Source organism: Martinezella calliandrae (assembly GCF_030272695.1).
GTDB lineage: Bacteria > Pseudomonadota > Alphaproteobacteria > Rhizobiales > Rhizobiaceae > Rhizobium > Rhizobium calliandrae.
In genome coordinates this window covers 39,579-57,560 of sequence record NZ_JARFYN010000002.1, presented here as the reverse complement: position 1 = coordinate 57,560, position 17,982 = coordinate 39,579, and the positions used below count along the sequence as shown (strand labels likewise).

Below are 17,982 nucleotides of genomic sequence, written 5' to 3'. Positions count from 1 at the left end.
GCACTTGCAGTGCAGTCATGCCATGACGCGCCCTCTTTACGAAAAGGGCGCGTCTCGCGTTCCATAAGGGGCCTCGCCCCATTCCAACAAAATTCAGCAGAAAGGGGTGCGGGCATGGCTCGGGCACTTGGTTTTGACTTCGGCACAACGAACACGGTTTTGGCTCTGGCCGATGGTCCGGCGACACAATCGGTCGCCTTCACCAGTGCCGCCGGCACCGCGGACAGCATGCGCACAGCACTGTCCTTCATGAAGGATCCTGGACTGGGCGCTGCGGCATTGAAGGTCGAGGCGGGGCACGCCGCTATCCGGCAGTTCATCGACAATCCCGGCGATTGCCGCTTTCTGCAATCGATCAAGACTTTTGCAGCGAGCGCGCTTTTCCAGGGCACGCTGATCTTTGCCAAGCGCCACACCTTCGAAGATCTGATGGAGATATTCGTGCGCCGGCTGCGCGCTTATGCCGGCGAAGTCTGGCCGGCGGATGTTGGCCGCATCGTCACAGGCCGGCCGGTGCACTTTGCCGGCGCCAATCCGAATGCATCTCTCGCGACAGAGCGCTATAACGCGGCGCTGTCGCGCTTCGGATTTCCGGAAATCCATTACGTCTACGAACCGGTCGCGGCTGCGTTCTATTTCGCCCAACATCTAAAGGCGGATGCGACCGTATTGGTTGCCGATTTCGGCGGGGGTACGACCGACTATTCGCTCATTCGCTTCGAAACCCATGGTGGAAAACTCTCGGCGACGCCGATCGGCCATTCCGGCGTCGGCATCGCCGGCGATCATTTCGACTTTCGCATGATCGACAACATCGTCTCGCCGGCGATCGGCAAAGGCAGCCTCTTCAAAAGCTTCGACAAGCTGCTTGAAGTACCCACCTCCTACTACGCCAATTTCGGCCGCTGGAACCAACTGTCGATCTTCAAGACCTCGCGCGAATATGCCGACTTAAAAGCGCTGGTACGCAGCAGTCTCGAGCCGGAAAAACTGGAGACATTTATCGATCTTGTCGAAAATGACGAAGGCTATCCGCTCTATCAGGCCGTATCGGCGACAAAGATGGCGCTTTCAGCCAACGAGGAAGCCGAATTCAACTTCCCGCCACTCGGCAAGGCCGGCCGCAAGACCGTGCGCCGCACCGAATTCGAGAGCTGGATCGTCGACGACCTGGCGCGCATCGAAGGTGCGCTGGATGACGTGCTGGCGACAACCAATACATCGCCCGAGTCTATCGACAAGGTGTTCCTCACCGGCGGCACATCATTCGTGCCCGCCGTGCGTCGCATCTTCACCGAACGCTTCGGCCAGGAGCGGATTGAAACCGGCGGCGAGCTGCTGTCGATCGCTCATGGTCTCGCCTTGATCGGTGAGCGCGACGATGTCAGCCAGTGGACGGCGTAACGGGCCCGAGCACCCAGCCCTTTCGTTCTCTCGCTGTTTTGGCTAGAGTTCGCCGATGATCTCCGCCAACGACCTCACTCCGGCCGAACTTGCCGCCCTTCTGCATTTTCATGCGGAGGCGGGCGTCGAGTGGCTACTCGAAGAGGAGGCGGTCGACCGGTTTGCCGAATTCGAGGCGATGGCGGCCAGCCGCCGTGGCGCCCGGGCGGTCCAGCCGCGTGTCGAAGCACCACAGCCCGCGACACGGCCGACAATGCAGCTGGAACGTCACCAGGCCGCGCAGCCGGCCGTCCCGATGATGCCGCCGCGAAACGCACCGGCCATCCCTGACGAGCAAGCTGTCGAACAGGCTCGGTTCGCCGCCGAAAGCGCCCGGTCGTTGAGCGAACTCAAGACCGCGCTGGAGGCCTTCAACGGCTGCAATCTGAAAAACAGCGCGCGCTCGACAATCTTCGCCAGCGGCACCGCCGAAGGCCGGGTCGTGGTGATCGGCCCTATGCCGAGTGCCGATGACGACCGCGAAGGCACGCCCTTTGCCGGCCGAACCGGCCAGTTGCTCGACAAGATGCTGGCCGCCATTGGATTGCGCCGTGACGGCATTCTGCTCACCAACGTCATTCCATGGCGGCCGCCGGGCAACCGCGCACCCTCCGCCCCGGAAATCGAGATATGTCGTCCCTTCATCGAACGGCAGATCGCGCTCGCAGAGCCGAAAGCGTTGCTGTTGCTTGGTAATTTCACAGCGCGCCACTTCTTTGAGAGCAGCGAGACGATCCACGGTCTGCGCGGACAATGGCGAGACGTAACGATATCCGGCCGCGCGATACCGGCGATTGCCAGCCTCCATCCGCAGGAATTGCTGACTGCTCCGATCAATAAGCGATTGGCCTGGAACGATCTTTTGATGTTCAAGAGTCGCATCGATGCCGAGGTCTCGGGCTAATTTTTCATCAAGATTAAAGGAAGATGAAAATTGCTATGCAAATCTTGCATAGCAGTATTCCAACCGTGCGCATTGCAGAATCAATGCTGCACTGCAATATATGCAGCGTGTCTTGGGAGGAAATTGAAAGGAACCAAGGCCATGACTGCACGCTTCCGTCCTATCCATTGCGGGTTTGATACCCTGCGCCGCGCTCTCGAACCTGTGCGCGCCACCAACGGCCACCGCAACCTCGGCATTGCCGCCAACGAGCAGATGACTGCTCGCGGCACCGGCATTTCTGCCCGCGTCGGTCGTCCGACCGCCATATTCGCCGATTTTCGCGAGTGCTGAACGACGGAAAGCTGAGATAAATCAAAGCTTGGCTTTGCAATTTGTACAACTCAGCTTTTCCGAATTATCTATGGATTCGTCGCGAAATTCGCCACAGCATCGCGCACGATTTTGTTTTCAGGTATCATATCGTGTCTACCGACCCGCGTTCAATTTTCACTCTTCTCGACTCCGTAGGGCACATTGGCTCAGCGGTGCGCGCAGCGGAGGAATTCGAGCGCTTGCGGGGCCTGCGTAAGGCTGACAAAAGCGACCAGCGTCCTGCGCATGCGGCAACCGTCGGCATCCCCTTATAAATTTGGAAAGGGTGAGATCATTATCCTGCCCTTTTTGCTTCGGATTTTCATAAGAGATTTTCATGAAGCGTAGCGCCGGGCCTGACCCGGCGTCTTTTATGCGGTTCATAGTACCGGATGGGCGCTCGCTGTAACCGATTGCGCCCAGGCAAAAGCTTCATCCACGGCACAAAGTTTCACGGCCTGCCAGCGACAATATTCATCGAGGAAGTCTCGCGATAGCCACAAACGCGTCTTCTTCGGTTCGTCATACCACCCAAGACTGCCGTGATCGGCAGCCTTGCGCAAAAGGCGCTGCAAATGGGTGCGCGACATCATGAATTGTGCAGCGATCGCGCGCGTATCGATGCGGCCGAGATTGACGCGCCCGTCCACTTCGGTGCTCAAATCCAACCGGGACATGAGATGATCCATCACCAGTCCACCCGCTTCCGTCCACAGAAATAGGCCTACACGCTCCGGCGGCTCGCGCCAGGCCGCCTCCTCCAGACATCGACGCGCCATGCGCGGCTGCGCCAGATCGACCAGTTCCGGATGAGCGGCAAGTGCTACGGCACGGCCACCACTGTCCAGCAAGTCGAGTGCTGCGAGATTGGCGAGATACCAACTGATCATCGCAGCGTGACTGACCTCGGACGGCTCGTAGCGCCGGGGGCGTCGGGCAGCGCCGGTGGCGGGAACAATGAAGCGATATGTCAGCAGTTCATCGACAAAGCTCAGCACGGTGTTGCGGCTGGCGACGCGGTAGTTTGTAATGACATCGCGAAGCTTGACGACGGTCAGGCCGGAGCCGGGTACGGCTGGATCGTATTCCAGATGAAGTGCATAGGCCGTCTGGGTCAGAAGCCAGCGCTGATGCGAGGCCAGTAGCCGTGCAATCCGCGGTCCGCTGTCGTAACGGGCCCGCAGCGCTTCCGCCAAAAAACGCAGACAGGACACAAAGTCGGGATGGCGGGTAAGTTGCTCGACGGAAAAGCTCAAGCGGGCCTCCTTATGACGCCCTTCTAAAATAGAAAACGGAAAGAATTATTCGAATTTTTTTAGATAAATCTGCCGTCACAGACTACGACCTCAACATCACATAGCATGCTATAATTGTGTAAAAACACTGCTATCGCAAGAAGTTAAACAAACAATTTAATTTTAGAACCATTCTTTCGCCATCATGTTTTCCCATGACCGCCCGGCACGCGATCGAACGATCATCCGCGTCACATGCCGTCGCGATTGATCGCGCATCATTGCTGGGTTAGAGCAAGATGCGCTTTCGCGAGCCACAGCCCCTTCAACCCTCGATCGGATCCCGCTCCAATGCTGGCCAGCCTCGTCTCGATCGCCAGTCTGATGTTGTCAACGCTGTTGATGATGGTCGGCTATGGCTTGATGAACTTCGTTGTGCCGATCCGCTCGGTGGCGGAAGGTTGGTCGACCTTCACGATTTCGGTGATCGCAACCGGTTACACCCTCGGCTTCACGATATCCTGCATCATCACGCCGCGCTTCGTGCAGCGGGTGGGACATGTGCGCGTATTCGGTGCTTTGATCTCGCTACTGAGCATCGGCATTCTGCTTTGCGCATTGATGGTCGATTGGCGCGCCTGGCTGGTTTTCCGCTGCATCAGCGGCTTCGGCATCGCCGGCGCCTATCTCATCATCGAAAGCTGGTTGAACGAGCGGGTCACCAACGATAATCGAGCGACCATCTTCTCGGTCTATATGATCACCTGTCTGGTCGGCTCGATCGGCGGGCAATATCTTGTACCGCTCGGCGATCCGAGCAACACTTCGCTTTTCATTCTGTGCGGAGTCATCTTTGCGCTCGCGATGCTGCCGACAGCGCTCTCGACCGCCAAGTCGCCGACGCCGATCCATCAGGCCAAGTTCGACCTTCCGAAGCTTTATCGGCTATCGCCGATCGCCTTTATCGGCTCCTTGCTGTCGGGAGCCCTCTCCGGCACCTGGAGCAGCCTTGGCGGCGTCTATACCCAGAATATCGGAATGAACACTGCGGAGGGCGCGACGTTGCTCGCCTGCGTACTCGCCGGCGGTGCAGTATCGCAAATGCCGATCGGGCGCATATCGGACCTGATGGACCGCCGCTGGGTGATGATCGTCTGCGGCTTTGTCGGCGTTCTCGCCTGCGTCATCATGACATTGTTCAACGCGCATGCGCAGTGGATGCTCTATATCGCCGGCTTCTTCATCGGCACCGTGCTCTATCCAATCTATGCGCTCAATGTCGCCCATGCCAACGATCGTGCGGCTCCGGACGAATATGTGACCATATCCAGCGGCATCATGCTGCTCTACGGACTGGGCACCGTCTCCGGCCCCCTGGTCGGAGGAGCGATGATGGAAATCGCCGGCCCATCCGGCCTCCTCTGGTTCCTAGCTCTTGCCTTCGCATTCTATGCCGGCTACGCCGGTTGGCGCATCGCCATGCGCAAGCCAAATGAGGGGCGCGTTGCAAAAACGGACTTCCAGTCCATACCACTGCCTGTTCGCGGCAGCGAAACCACCGTCCGTGCGAGGCAGTCTACCGCCGACTGATCGCCGCAGATAACTGCGCCATCGTCGCTTACGCCAAGACGCTCGGTGATGAAGATTATGATGGCCTCCGATGGTATGCTGTCGCCGCATAGCAAATAGATTGCGACGAAGCGATCGAGGCGGCGTTCAACCTGAAATGAAACGTGGCCTTCTCGACCAAATACTTTCCTCGCCATCACAAATTGTAGTGGCGTGATGATATGACTTTAACTTTGGTTCAGATTTCGATGTAATGATGCGCGCGGATTTCCCATCCGGAGCGTCGCTCCGGATCAATGCCGCCCGCCGCAGTACAAGCCTGATCAGGATAGACCATGCGAACAGACACCGGCCAGATCGTGTATCTGGCAGATTATCGTCCCACCGACTTCGTTCTGGAACGCGTGGACCTTACCTTCGAACTGCACCCGACCGAGACCAAGGTCGAAGCGCGGTTGATTTTTCACCGCCGCGAGGACACCGACCGGCAGGCGCCGCTTGTGCTCGACGGTGACGAACTAAGCCTCTTAGGCCTGCTGCTCGATCAGGCGGAAGTTCCGGCCCACCAATACGTGGCGACAGCGGAAAGCCTGACTGTTCGCGATCTCCCGGAAAGCGCGCCCTTCGAGCTAACGATCACGACGGTCATCAATCCCGAAGCCAACACCCAGTTAATGGGGCTCTACCGCACCGGCGGCATCTATTGCACACAGTGCGAGGCCGAAGGCTTCCGCCGTATTACCTATTTCCCTGACCGGCCCGACGTACTGGCTCCCTACACGGTCAATATCATCGCCGACAAAGCCGCCAATCCGCTGCTCCTGTCGAACGGCAATTTCCTTGGCGGCGCCGGTTATGGCGAAGGCAAGCATTTTGCCGCATGGTTCGATCCGCATCCGAAGCCGAGCTATCTCTTCGCGCTCGTCGCCGGCGACCTCGGTGTCGTCGAGGATACGTTCGTCACGATGTCCGGCCGCGAAGTGGCGCTGAAGATCTATGTCGAGCATGGCAAGGAACCGCGTGCGGCCTATGCCATGGATGCGCTCAAGCGTTCGATGAAATGGGATGAGGAGCGCTTCGGGCGCGAATACGATCTCGACATCTTCATGATCGTTGCGGTCTCCGATTTCAATATGGGGGCGATGGAGAACAAGGGCCTTAACGTCTTCAACGATAAATATGTCCTTGCCGACCCGGAAATCGCCACCGACGCCGATTACGCCAATATCGAAGCAATCATCGCGCATGAATATTTCCATAACTGGACCGGCAATCGCATCACCTGCCGCGACTGGTTCCAGCTCTGCCTCAAGGAAGGCCTGACCGTCTATCGCGACCATGAATTTTCCGCCGATCAACGTTCGCGCCCGGTCAAGCGCATCGCCGAAGTCCGCCATCTGAAATCGGAACAGTTCCCAGAAGACGGCGGGCCGCTTGCCCATCCGGTTCGCCCGACGAAATATCGTGAAATCAACAACTTCTATACGACAACAGTCTACGAGAAGGGCAGCGAAGTCACTCGCATGATCGCCACCCTCCTGGGCCGCGATCTGTTTAAGAATGGCATGGATCTCTATTTCGATCGCTACGACGGCCAGGCTGTGACGATCGAAGATTTTATCAAGTCTTTCGAGAATGTGAGCGGCCGCGACCTGACGCAATTCTCACTCTGGTACCATCAAGCCGGCACTCCGCTGGTGACTGCTTCCAGCAGCTACGACGCCGGCGGCAAGACCTTTACCCTGTCGCTGGAACAGATGGTGCCGGCAACCCCCGGCCAGGCGACCAAGGAGCCAATGCACATTCCGCTGCGCCTGGCGCTTTTTGCCGAAGACGGTACCATGCTAACGCCGACATCAGTGACCGGCGCGGAGCTAACCGACGACGTCCTGCACCTGACCGAGCGGGCACAGAGCGTGGTTTTCAATGGTATTCCTTCGCGACCGGTGCTGTCACTGAACCGCAGTTTTTCGGCGCCGATCAATCTGCAATTCAGCCAGAGCGCCCAGGATCTGGCGCTGATCGCTCGTCATGAGGCCGATCATTTCGCGCGCTGGCAGGCGCTGATCGATCTTGGGCTGCCGAACCTGCTTGCCGCCGCGCGCGACGCGCGCCAGGGGGTTCCGGTTACTTGCGACGCAGCCTTCGTCGATGCGCTTTTGGCTGCGGCTAACGACGAGAGCCTGGAGCCCGCCTTCCGCGCTCAGGCGCTCGCCCTGCCGAGCGAAGCCGATATTGCCCGTGAGCTCGGCGGCAATAACGATCCTGACGCAATCCATGCCGGTCGCCAGGCGATCCTCGCGCTGATCGCCGAAGCCGGACAAGACGTCTTCGCCGCACTTTTCGACAGCATGCAAACGCCCGGCCCCTTCAGCCCGGACGCGGCCAGCGCCGGGCGGAGAGCGTTGCGTAATGCCGCGCTCACCTATCTGTCGCAGTCGGACAATGCACCGGCTCGCGCCAAGGCGGCCTATGACGCCGCCAACAACATGACCGATCTCAGTGCCGCATTGACCATCCTCGCTCACCGTTTCCCAGAAGCGGGGGAAGCCAAGGCCGCGCTCGAAAATTTCCATGATCGCTTCGCGGAAAACGCGCTGGTCATCGACAAGTGGTTTGCCATCCAGGCGGCCATTCCGGGCGCGGCAACCCTGGAGCGCATCCAGGGTCTGATGGAAATGCCGCTTTTTAAGCGCACCAATCCGAACCGCATGCGAGCCCTTGTCGGCACTTTCGCCTTCGCCAATCCCACCGGCTTCGGCCGCGCCGACGGCGCCGGCTATCGCTTCCTGGCTGAGGAAATCCTCGATATCGACCAGCGCAACCCGCAGTTGGCGGCGCGCATCCTGACCTCAATGCGCTCCTGGCGGTTGCTGGAGCCTGTTCGCGCCGATCACGCCCGCTCCGCTTTGATGCAAATCGAACGCGCCGGCGCCCTTTCGACCGACGTTCGCGATATTGTGGATCGCATCCTCAAGGAGTGATTTTCTCCTTGCTTATAGGCGCTCAAGACGGGTGATTTGCACCCGTCTATTCAGCCACAACGAGTCCATGACATCCGCGAGCTTACCATTGCGAGCACAAAAAGCGATGAAATCGCATATGGTTAAGAAAGTTTTACCGCTACCTCTGGACAACGCGAATCACGAGTGATTCATTAGGACAGATTCGGGCGAGCGGCGCAGCGAATCACACGAGGGACAAGGCTAGAGCGATGGTGGACGTGCGGCGGGCGACCGCGGCCGATGGGCGGCTGCGTGTTAATTTCGACGGTCTGAAATCCTGGCATAGCGGTGTTACCGATCGAGCGGGAATGCGGGCGGAGACCATTTCTCGCCGCTTTCCGCAGGCGGAACATATTCTGAAGCGGGTCATTCCCGTGCTCATCGTCTCCTTTCTGATGATCGTTGCGGCATCGCATTTCTTCGGTATGATGATGGAGCACGGTCGGATGACCGCGGCCGCACGCCGGACGACATCGCTTTCAATCGCTGCGGCTTCCGCTGCCTTCTCCAATGATGCCAGCCTGTTCCAGACCGGCGATCGCAACGGCGCCGAAAAGAAACTCGCAACTTACCTTCCGCAAGATCGGCTCGACACCGGCGCATTCGTGCTCCTCGTACAGGCGAGCGGCCGCGTCTTTGGCTCATCGGCCGCCGGCTCCGCCTATATCGGCCTGAGGATCTCCGACTTCTTCCCAGAGGTTTCCACCATCAGAAGTTTCGGCGACCATGCCGGCGTGATCGAGACGATGATCGACGGCGAGCCCTTTTATGCGGCGATTTCGTTGATCGGGGACAAGGGCGATTTCGTCCTCTCCGCCGCTTCGATGGAGCAGATCGACAAGCTCTGGCGCGATGAGCTGACACTGAATGTCACGCTCTTCGCCGGCATCTCTTCCATCCTTCTCGTCGTCCTCTACGCCTATTACACCCAAGTGAAACGGGCTCGCGATGCTGACGAGATCTTCCTCGAATCCAATCTTCGCGTCGAAACCGCTCTGTCGCGCGGCCGCTGCGGTCTCTGGGATTTCGATTTCGCCAGCCGCGAGTTCTTCTGGTCTCGGTCAATGTATGACATGCTTGGCCTACCGGCCGCCGATCGGCCGCTGTCCTTCAGCGATGCGGCGCGGATGATGCATCCTGACGACAATAGCCTTCATATGCTGGCCCGGTCGGTCACCCTCGGCAAAGCCGGTCAAGTGGATCAAATCCTGCGCATTCGTCATGCTAAAGGGCACTATGTTTGGATGCGCGCCCGCGCCCAGGTCATCCGCACCAATTCCGGCAGTGTTCATATGATCGGCATTGCCATGGACGTCACTGAGCAGCATCGGCTGGCGCAGCGCTATGCTGAGGCCGATCAGCGCCTGGCGGACGCGATCGAGTGCACGTCAGAAGCTTTCGTGCTCTGGGACAAGAACGACCGCCTGGTGATGTGCAACGCCCATTTCCAGCAGGCCTATGGCCTGCCGGACAAGGTGCTGGTGCCGGGCACCGAACGCACCGTCGTCAACGCCGCCGCAGCCCGCCCCGTCATCGAGCGGCGAATCGTCGACCCCGACCGCTCCAACCACTCGCAGACGACGGAAGTGCAGCTTGCCGACGAGCGCTGGCTGCAGATCAACGAACGCCGCACCCGCGACGGCGGCCTCGTTTCCGTTGGCACCGACATCACCCAATTGAAGCGCAACCAGGAGCGTCTGCGCGACTCCGAGCGCCGGCTTATGGCGACGATCAACGATCTCTCCGCCTCCCGTCAGATCCTCGAGCGACAGAAGGCAGAGCTTTCGACCGCCAACACCAACTATCTCGCCGAAAAGGAACGCGCCGAAGCCGCCAACAAGGCCAAATCGGAATTCCTCGCCAACATGTCGCATGAGTTGCGTACGCCGCTCAATGCCATCCTAGGCTTCTCCGAAATCCTGCAAAACCAGATGTTCGGTCCGCTAGGCTCGGGGAAATACAATGAATACGCCAAGGATATTCACGACAGCGGCAAGCATCTGCTGAACGTCATCAACGACATTCTCGATATGTCCAAGATCGAGGCGGGCCACCTCAATCTCTCCTGCGAGCGCATCGATCTTGCGCCATTGATTGAGGAATGCCTACGCTTCACCGCCATTCCGGCCGCCTGCAAGGACATCCTCGTCGAACAGCGCATCTCCTCTGGCATAAAGCTGACCGCCGACCGCCGCGCCATGAAGCAGATCTTGCTCAATCTCCTCTCCAACGCCGTGAAGTTCACTAATGACGGCGGCCGCATCGCAGTGCGCGCGCGCAAGATCGAGGACGCGGTGATGTTGACGATCGCCGACACTGGCATCGGCATACCAAAATCTGCACTCAGCAAGATCGGTCAGCCCTTCGAGCAGGTGCAAAACCAATACGCCAAGAGCAAGGGAGGCTCGGGCCTCGGGCTAGCCATTTCAAGGTCGCTGACGACGCTGCATTGCGGCCGCATGCGCATCCGCTCGCGCGAAGGCATAGGCACCGCGATCGCCATTCGCATCCCGGACCTGGGTTGAGCTAGGCTGTTACAACCGACTGGAAGACTTTCCGCACCGCTTTCGAAAGGCGCTTCAGTTCCGCTTCCAGCGTACGAATATCGGGGCAATCTCCGGCGCGGCAGACGAGCTCGATCAGTCCGGAGGGTGCCTTGTCCGGATCGAACGGTCCGTCGACACAGAGCCGTACCAACTGCGACAATTCGGTATAAAGATGCAACGCTTCCAGGCAGAGGTCGAGATCGTTGCGATCCATAAGGCTGCCGCCGAGCAATTTCAGCGCTTCGCCGGTGCTGAGGCCATTGGCATCGATTCCAACACCTCGGGCGGGCGCGATCAGCCGCAGATATTGCGCGATGAATTCGATATCGATCAGCCCACCGGGATTAAGCTTCAGGTCCCAAATGCTCACGGGCGGCTTTTCTTGCTCGATCAGCTCGCGCATCTCGGCGACATCCTTGGCGATCTTCGGGATATCGCGCCGTGAGGAGAGCACTTCGCCGATGATCCGCTCCGCATTCAGCTCCAGCTCCTCATCGCCGCAAATCAGGCGCGCCCGAGAAAGCGCCATGTGCTCCCAGGTCCAGGCCTCCCCGCGCTGATATTTCTCGAAGGAGTTGATGCGCGTTGCGACCGGCCCCTTGTTGCCGGAAGGACGCAGGCGCATGTCGACCTCGTAGAGCACGCCCTCCGCCGTCGGCGCTGAGAGCGCCGCAATGAGCCGCTGGGTAATGCGGGTAAAATAGCGCGTGGCGTCAAGCGGCTTTGGCCCGGTGGATTCGCCGGCTTCATTGTCGTAGTCGTAGAGCAGGATGATATCGATGTCCGAACCTGCGGTGAGCTCGAAGCTGCCGAGCTTTCCCATACCGACGACGGCGACGCGGCCGCCGGGATAATCACCATGTGCGGCCTGTATCTCCTTCAACACGACATTCAACGCCGCCTCGACGATCAGATCGGCAAGATAGGTGAAGGCGCGGGCAGCCATGGCGCCGCCGATTGCGCCCGTCAGCAGACGAATGCCGATCAGAAAGCGCTGCTCCGAGGCGAAGATGCGCAGCCGGTCCAGCACCTCCTCGTAATGTTGCGCAGGCGCCAGAAAGCTGTTGATGCGCTCGGCCAGATAGTCGCGCGTCGGCAGTTCCGCCATCAGCCCTGGGTCCAACATACCGTCGAAGACATGCGGCTTGGCGGCGATGATTTCGGCGAGCCGCGGCGCTGACGACATGATGTTGACGATGAGCGAAAGCAGCGCCGGATTTGTGCTGAGCAGCGAGAAAAGCTGGATGCCGGCCGGCAGGCCGGAGATGAAACTGTCGAAACGCAGCAGCGCCTCATCCGCCCGCTTGCTCTCGCCGAATACGCGCAGCAGCTCCGGCGTCAATTCGGTCAACCGCTCCCGCGCCTCGACCGATTGCGTGGCGCGGTAGCGACCATAGTGCCATGTGCGAATGACATGGGAAATAGCGGAAGGACGTTCAAAGCCGAGACGGTGCAGCGTCTCTAAGGTGTCGGGATCGTCGCCCTGTCCGGTGAAGACAAGATTGCCGGTCTCGGTCGAAAGCTTGGCCTCCTGCTCGAATAGACGTGCATAACGCCGCTCGACCGTCTTCAGCTTGGCAACGAGCGCCTCTGAGAAACTGGATAGATCGGCGAAGCCCATCATGAAGGCGATCCGCTTCAGCTCGCCATCCGTTTCGGGAAGCAGATGCGTCTGCTCGTCGCGCACCATCTGGATGCGATGCTCGACATCCCGCAGAAACCAATAGGCCTCCGTCAATTCGTCACGCGTTTCCGCGTCGATCCACTTTGCCTTGGTCAGCTCCGCCAATGTTTCCTCTGTGGCACGGCAACGCAGCGCCGGCATGCGGCCGCCGGCGATCAGTTGCTGTGTCTGCACGAAGAACTCGATCTCGCGGATGCCGCCGCGGCCGAGCTTGACGTTGTGGCCCTTGACGGCGATCGCGCCATGGCCCTTGTGCACATGGATCTGCCGCTTGATCGAATGGATGTCCGATATCGCTGCGTAATCGAGATATTTGCGGAAGACGAAGGGCACGAGATCGCGAATAAAGGCTTGGCCGGCCGCTATATCGCCGCCGACGGCACGCGCCTTGATGAAGGCGGCGCGCTCCCAATTCTGCCCCCTGCCCTCGTAATAGATCATTGCCGCATCGACGGGGATGGCAAGCGGCGTAGACCCCGGATCGGGGCGCAGGCGAAGATCGGTTCGGAAGACGTATCCGTCCGCACTGCGCTCCTGCAATATGCGCACAAGTCGGCGCATCAGCCGCGGGAAGATCTCGATCGCATCCTCGGGATTGGGAACAATTCCGGCCATCTCGTCGAAGAATACGACCAAATCAATATCAGAGGAGTAATTCAGCTCCTCGGCACCGAGCTTGCCCATGCCGAGCACGATAAGGCCGGAGCCGCGGCTCGGTGCGCAAGGGTCGCGGACCGTAATCTTGCCGGCCTCATGCGATGATAGCAGCAGATGGTCGATCGCTGCCGAAATCGAGGCTTCGGCAAGAGCGCTCAGCCAGCGCGTCGTTGCCCGCCCGTCAAAGATGCGAGCGAGATCGGCAAGCGCAATCAGGAAGGCGGCGCGGCGCTTGGCGATGCGCAAACCACTCATGACCTCGGATTCCGAGGGCGACGATGCATCGTTATGCGCCGGCAGCCAGACACGACGGGCATCGGCCACAAGCACCTCGATCTGCGGCAACAGCGGTTTGCTAATGGCTGCGGCAAGCAGCGCCGGCTCGAGATTGGCGGTCTCGCGAAGATAAGGTGAGAGTGTCAATGCAGCGGCAATAAAATCGCGCAGGGGACTGTCGTTCCCAAGAAGAGCGGCAATTGCCGGTTCCGATGCGGCGATATCCTTGAGGTCGGCGAGCGCCGCTTTCAGCTCCGTCTGATTGAGCGGGCGAAGCCGCCCGGGCAAAACATCCTGTAGCAAATCGCTTGCCATTATCGTCATGCAGTTCTCTCCCACCCGCGTCGCGCGTCCAACTGGACCGGCAAAAGACGCAGTAACATCTTTGAATTGGTGTGTGATCCCTAAAATCGGAAGCCGATTTAGAGATGATGTACGGAGCAATCCAATAGCGCAGGATTAATCTATTGTTTCTAGGTGGGGAAGATCATGGTTACGGTCAAGCCGCGAGTGTCGAGGCTGGACGGGTCGGTATCGCAAAGTTCCAGCCGGCCGCCATGCAGTTCCATGATCGCTTCCACCAGGGCAAGACCAAGGCCGGTGCCCGGTTTGGAGCGGCTCTCGTCTAGGCGGAAGAAGCGTTTGACCACCTCCGTCCGCTGGTGAGCAGGGATGCCTGGACCATGATCGGCGACAGCAAGGTTCACGGCGTTGGACGCACGGGATAGTTTCAGCACGACCGCCTGCTTGCCGGGACAGCCGGATGTATATTTGACCGCATTGTCGATCAGATTGAAGATCGCCTGGCCGATCAGCTCGCGATTGCCCTGCACCTCGATATCGGGCTCGATCTCAGTCGTCAGCGTCAGACCCGCCTCTTCGGCGACCGGTTCATAAAGCTCGGCCGTATCCGCGACGATAGAGGAGAGATCGACGCCCGTCATCTCGGCGGCGACCGAACCTGCCTCGACGCGTGAGATCATCAACAGCGCATTGAAAGTGCGGATCAACTGGTCGGATTCGCCGATAATGCCTTCCAGTGCGACACGCCGGCCGTCACTGTTGGCGTTGTCGAGTGCGTCCGCCGCTTTGTTGCGTAGCCGCGTCAGTGGTGTCTTCAAGTCGTGGGCGATGTTGTCGGAAACCTGCCGCAAGCCTTCGTTCAGTTTTTCGATGCGCTCCAGCATGGTGTTCAGCGATGTCGACATGCGATCGAATTCGTCGCCGGAGCCCCCGACCGGCAACCGCTGTGACAGATCGCCAGCCATGATCTTGCGGCTGGCATCGGTCATGCGGTCGATACGCTTCAGCGCGTTGCGGCCGATACCGAACCAGATAACGAGCGCGCCGAGGCCCATGATCGCCAGAGCTAGCATCAGGGCTTGGCGCACCAACACGCGGAAGCGCTCCGGCTCGCCAAGGTCGCGGCCGATCAGGATGCGCAAACCATTGTCGAGGAGGAAGATATTGGCGATCGCCAGATGCCGCCGTTCGGGGTCGGTGGTGCCCGAGTCCGTGTAGCGCTCATAAATGAATGGCAATTCTGTCCAACCGGCTTCGCCGAGGACGCCAGGCTGCACCGAAGCGACGTTGCCGGCAAGGATATCGCCGGAGGGGCTGGCGATGACATAGAGGTTGGCGCCAGGTTGTCGCGCGCGGCGCTCCATCGTGCGCAGCAGCAGATTCAAGCCGCCGACGTCGTAAGCGCGCTTAACCTGATTGACCTCCTGCTGCACGGCATCACGGATCTGCCCGGTCAGCAACCGCTCCGACATGGCCGATACGTAGAAGACAAGAGTCGCTGCACAGAGTGCAAAAAGAAGGATATAAAGGGCGGACAGGCGGACTGCTGTGGACTTGAAGAGGACGCGAAAGCGGCTCATCCCTCGTCCTTGATCATGTAGCCGGCGCCACGAATCGTCTTCAGCAGCGGTTGGCTGAAGTCTTTTTCGATCTTCGAACGCAGGCGCGAGACGTGAACGTCGATAACGTTCGTCTGCGGATCGAAATGGTAGTCCCAGACGTTTTCGAGAAGCATCGTGCGGGTCACCACCTGGCCTGCATTCTTCATCAGATATTCGAGTAGGCGGAACTCGCGCGGTTGCAAAAGTATCTCCCTGCCGCCGCGGCGAACCTCGTGCGACAGCCGATCAAGCTCAAGATCGCCGACACGGTAGAGCACATCCTGTTCCGGGGTGCCCTTGCGGCGGCCGAGAACTTCCACGCGGGCGAGCAATTCGCTGAACGCATAGGGCTTCGGCAGGTAGTCGTCGCCACCGGCACGAAGGCCGGTGACGCGATCATCCACCTGACCAAGGGCGGAGAGAATGAGAACCGGCGTATGCACGCCCTTGCGGCGTAGCTCGGTGATGACGGAAAGACCATCGCGGCGGGGCAACATGCGGTCGATGATGGCGACATCATAGACATTTTCGGTGGCCATGAAGAGGCCGCTCTCACCATCGCTCGCATGGTCGGCAACAATACCGGCCTCGCGAAACGCCTTGGTGAGATAGGCGGCAGCTTCGAGATCGTCTTCGATAATCAAAATCTTCATGTGAGCGACATTACCTGTCGGCGATGCCTCAGCACAACCAGAATCGCAGGAGTTCACAGCATGTTGGCCAGCGGTTGTCATCTTCTATCTGCCCTGGAAGCCATTTGTCGATAGAGTCACGTTGAAGCAAAGGAGCCGCGCAAGCCGTGGCCTGCGCGGCTCTCAATTCACGTCAATTGGCCGAAAAAATCAGCCGTTGGTGATCGGCAGAGCGACGAAGCGGCTGCCGTCGTTGGATTGGATCTGGAACAGCGCGCGAGTGCGGCCGCCCTTCTTTGCCTCCGCGATAACCTTGGCGATGTCGCCGGCGTTGGAGACTTGCTGATTGTTGACCGAGGTGATCTTCTCGCCCTCCTTCACGCCCTTGTCGGCAGCGTCGGAGTCTGGATCGACCGCCGTGATCGCGACACCCTTGCCGTCATCGGACGGACCGACGGTGAGCCCGAGATCGGCAAGCGCCTTTTCCGAGGACGGCTGCGGCGGCTGGGCTGGCTGAGAATTGTCGTCGTTCGAAGCCTGATTCTGATCGGCCGGCAGCGTTCCGAGTTCGACAGTAACCGACTGAGCCTTGCCGTCACGCCACAGCGAGACATCGACCTTGGTGCCCGGCTGCAGCGCGCCGATACGGCGGGCGAGATCGCGCGGGTCCTTGACCGGGTCGCCGTTGACGGCGGTTACAACGTCACCGTTCTTGATGCCGGCCTTCTGACCCGGAGAACCGTCCTGAGGGGATACGACGAGCGCGCCGTTCGGCTCGGACAAGCCGAGGGATTCGGCGATATCCTTGGTCACCGGCTGGATCTGCACGCCAAGCCAGCCACGCGAGACAGTGCCGCTCTTGATCAGGGTGGCTACGACGTTCTTGGCGGTATCGGCGGGGATTGCGAATGCAATGCCGACGCTGCCGCCCGATGGTGAGAAGATGGCGGTGTTGATGCCGACGACCTGGCCGTTGAGGTTGAAGGTCGGGCCGCCCGAGTTGCCACGGTTCACGGCTGCGTCAACCTGGATGAAGTCGTCATACGGGCCAGAGCCGATGTCGCGGCCACGAGCCGAGACGATGCCGGCAGTGACCGTGCCGCCGAGGCCGAAGGGGTTGCCGACGGCAACGACCCAGTCGCCAACGCGAACCTTGTTGTCATCGGCCCAATTGACATAGGTGAATTTCTTACCCTTGCCATCCACTTTCAAAACGGCGAGGTCGGTGCGCGGGTCCTTGCCGACCAGCTTGGCATCGAGTTCGGTGCCGTCATTGAGCACCACGACAAAAGCCGCGCCGTCGGAAACGACGTGATTATTGGTGACGAGATAACCGTCTTCGGAAATGAAGAAGCCGGAGCCCTGGGCAACCGGGCGCAGACGACCCTTATTGTCCTGCTGGCCTTTCTGCTGGCCCTGTTGTTGCTGGTTGTGGCCCTGCTGCTGTTCAAACTGTTTGAAGAACTTCTTCAGCGGATGATCGTCCGGCAGTTCATCGAAGCCGCGGCCAAGGCCGAAAGAATCGTCTTCATCGGCGACCGGATTGACACGCGATTCGACGCGAACGGAAACGACTGCCGGAGACACGGCGTCGACGACATTGGCGAAGCTCGGAACCTGCGGAGCCTGGACGTTGACGGCGTCGGCATAGGAACGGCTGATTTGAGCCGGAACGCCGGTGGCGAGGGCAGCGACAGCGAGGCCGGCGACGACAGAAGCTTTCATAGCGGTGCTACGGGACAAAACGTCCTTGATATTCCTGAACATATGCGA

At 59.7% G+C, this 17,982-nt stretch carries 11 protein-coding genes; 6 read left to right on the top strand and 5 right to left on the bottom strand.

All coding sequences use genetic code 11. The annotated features are described in order from the left end of the window. Window positions 1-114: 114 nt before the first annotated feature. The 3 genes from PY650_RS01795 to PY650_RS01785 all read left to right on the top strand — a co-directional run bounded on the left by PY650_RS01795 (window position 115) and on the right by PY650_RS01785 (window position 2,680). Window positions 115-1,404: an Hsp70 family protein gene (locus tag PY650_RS01795; RefSeq protein WP_285877363.1), complete on the top strand. Its 1,290-nt coding sequence runs from the start codon at window positions 115-117 to the stop codon at window positions 1,402-1,404. A 55-nt stretch (window positions 1,405-1,459) separates the two neighbouring features. Beyond that, window positions 1,460-2,347: a uracil-DNA glycosylase family protein gene (locus tag PY650_RS01790; protein WP_285877362.1), complete on the top strand. Its 888-nt coding sequence runs from the start codon at window positions 1,460-1,462 to the stop codon at window positions 2,345-2,347. Window positions 2,348-2,488: 141 nt separating this feature from the next. Next, window positions 2,489-2,680: a hypothetical protein gene (locus tag PY650_RS01785; RefSeq protein ID WP_120703618.1), complete on the top strand. Its 192-nt coding sequence runs from the start codon at window positions 2,489-2,491 to the stop codon at window positions 2,678-2,680. A gap of 401 nt (window positions 2,681-3,081) precedes the next feature. On the opposite strand, the gene PY650_RS01780 is transcribed toward PY650_RS01785, so the two are convergent. Beyond that, window positions 3,082-3,957, bottom strand: coding sequence for a hypothetical protein (locus tag PY650_RS01780; RefSeq protein ID WP_285877361.1), 876 nt, complete (start codon window positions 3,955-3,957; stop codon window positions 3,082-3,084). A 330-nt stretch (window positions 3,958-4,287) separates the two neighbouring features. Here PY650_RS01780 and PY650_RS01775 point away from each other — a divergent pair, with 330 nt between their 5' ends. The 3 genes from PY650_RS01775 to PY650_RS01765 all read left to right on the top strand — a co-directional run bounded on the left by PY650_RS01775 (window position 4,288) and on the right by PY650_RS01765 (window position 11,035). Then, a complete protein-coding gene (locus PY650_RS01775) occupies window positions 4,288-5,526 on the top strand; it encodes an MFS transporter (RefSeq protein ID WP_285877360.1) in 1,239 nt (412 codons plus the stop codon). 314 nt (window positions 5,527-5,840) lie between these two features. Then, the gene (gene pepN, locus PY650_RS01770; protein ID WP_285877359.1) at window positions 5,841-8,489 is read left to right on the top strand and encodes an aminopeptidase N; all 2,649 of its coding nucleotides are present in this window, start codon (window positions 5,841-5,843) and stop codon (window positions 8,487-8,489) included. A 230-nt stretch (window positions 8,490-8,719) separates the two neighbouring features. Next, on the top strand, window positions 8,720-11,035 hold the full coding sequence (locus tag PY650_RS01765) for a PAS domain-containing sensor histidine kinase (protein ID WP_285877358.1): 2,316 nt from the start codon (window positions 8,720-8,722) through the stop codon (window positions 11,033-11,035). 1 nt (window position 11,036) lies between these two features. Here the strand turns inward: PY650_RS01765 and PY650_RS01760 are convergent, their stop codons facing one another. From PY650_RS01760 to PY650_RS01745, 4 genes are all read right to left on the bottom strand, one after another. Then, window positions 11,037-13,997 carry a bifunctional [glutamine synthetase] adenylyltransferase/[glutamine synthetase]-adenylyl-L-tyrosine phosphorylase gene (locus PY650_RS01760; RefSeq protein ID WP_285877357.1) on the bottom strand — a complete coding sequence of 987 codons (2,961 nt, stop codon included), beginning with the start codon at window positions 13,995-13,997 and terminating at the stop codon, window positions 11,037-11,039. 149 nt (window positions 13,998-14,146) lie between these two features. Further along, entirely contained in the window at window positions 14,147-15,556 is a 1,410-nt protein-coding gene (locus PY650_RS01755) for a sensor histidine kinase (RefSeq protein ID WP_285877356.1), read from the bottom strand. After that, entirely contained in the window at window positions 15,553-16,311 is a 759-nt protein-coding gene (locus PY650_RS01750) for a response regulator transcription factor (protein WP_432761472.1), read from the bottom strand. The genes PY650_RS01755 and PY650_RS01750 overlap by 4 nt, the downstream gene beginning before the upstream one ends. Before the next feature lie 108 nt (window positions 16,312-16,419). Further along, the gene (locus PY650_RS01745) at window positions 16,420-17,976 is read right to left on the bottom strand and encodes a Do family serine endopeptidase (RefSeq protein WP_285877354.1); all 1,557 of its coding nucleotides are present in this window, start codon (window positions 17,974-17,976) and stop codon (window positions 16,420-16,422) included. Window positions 17,977-17,982: the final 6 nt, after the last annotated feature.

Coding starts and splice junctions, on each gene's coding strand:
- PY650_RS01795 (WP_285877363.1), top strand. CDS start 115: ATGGCTCGGGCACTTGGTTTTGACTTCGGCACAACGAACACGGTTTTG.
- PY650_RS01790 (WP_285877362.1), top strand. CDS start 1,460: ATGATCTCCGCCAACGACCTCACTCCGGCCGAACTTGCCGCCCTTCTG.
- PY650_RS01785 (WP_120703618.1), top strand. CDS start 2,489: ATGACTGCACGCTTCCGTCCTATCCATTGCGGGTTTGATACCCTGCGC.
- PY650_RS01775 (WP_285877360.1), top strand. CDS start 4,288: ATGCTGGCCAGCCTCGTCTCGATCGCCAGTCTGATGTTGTCAACGCTG.
- pepN (WP_285877359.1), top strand. CDS start 5,841: ATGCGAACAGACACCGGCCAGATCGTGTATCTGGCAGATTATCGTCCC.
- PY650_RS01765 (WP_285877358.1), top strand. CDS start 8,720: ATGGTGGACGTGCGGCGGGCGACCGCGGCCGATGGGCGGCTGCGTGTT.
- PY650_RS01760 (WP_285877357.1), bottom strand. CDS start 13,997: ATGACGATAATGGCAAGCGATTTGCTACAGGATGTTTTGCCCGGGCGG.
- PY650_RS01755 (WP_285877356.1), bottom strand. CDS start 15,556: ATGAGCCGCTTTCGCGTCCTCTTCAAGTCCACAGCAGTCCGCCTGTCC.
- PY650_RS01750 (WP_432761472.1), bottom strand. CDS start 16,311: ATGACAACCGCTGGCCAACATGCTGTGAACTCCTGCGATTCTGGTTGT.
- PY650_RS01745 (WP_285877354.1), bottom strand. CDS start 17,976: ATGTTCAGGAATATCAAGGACGTTTTGTCCCGTAGCACCGCTATGAAA.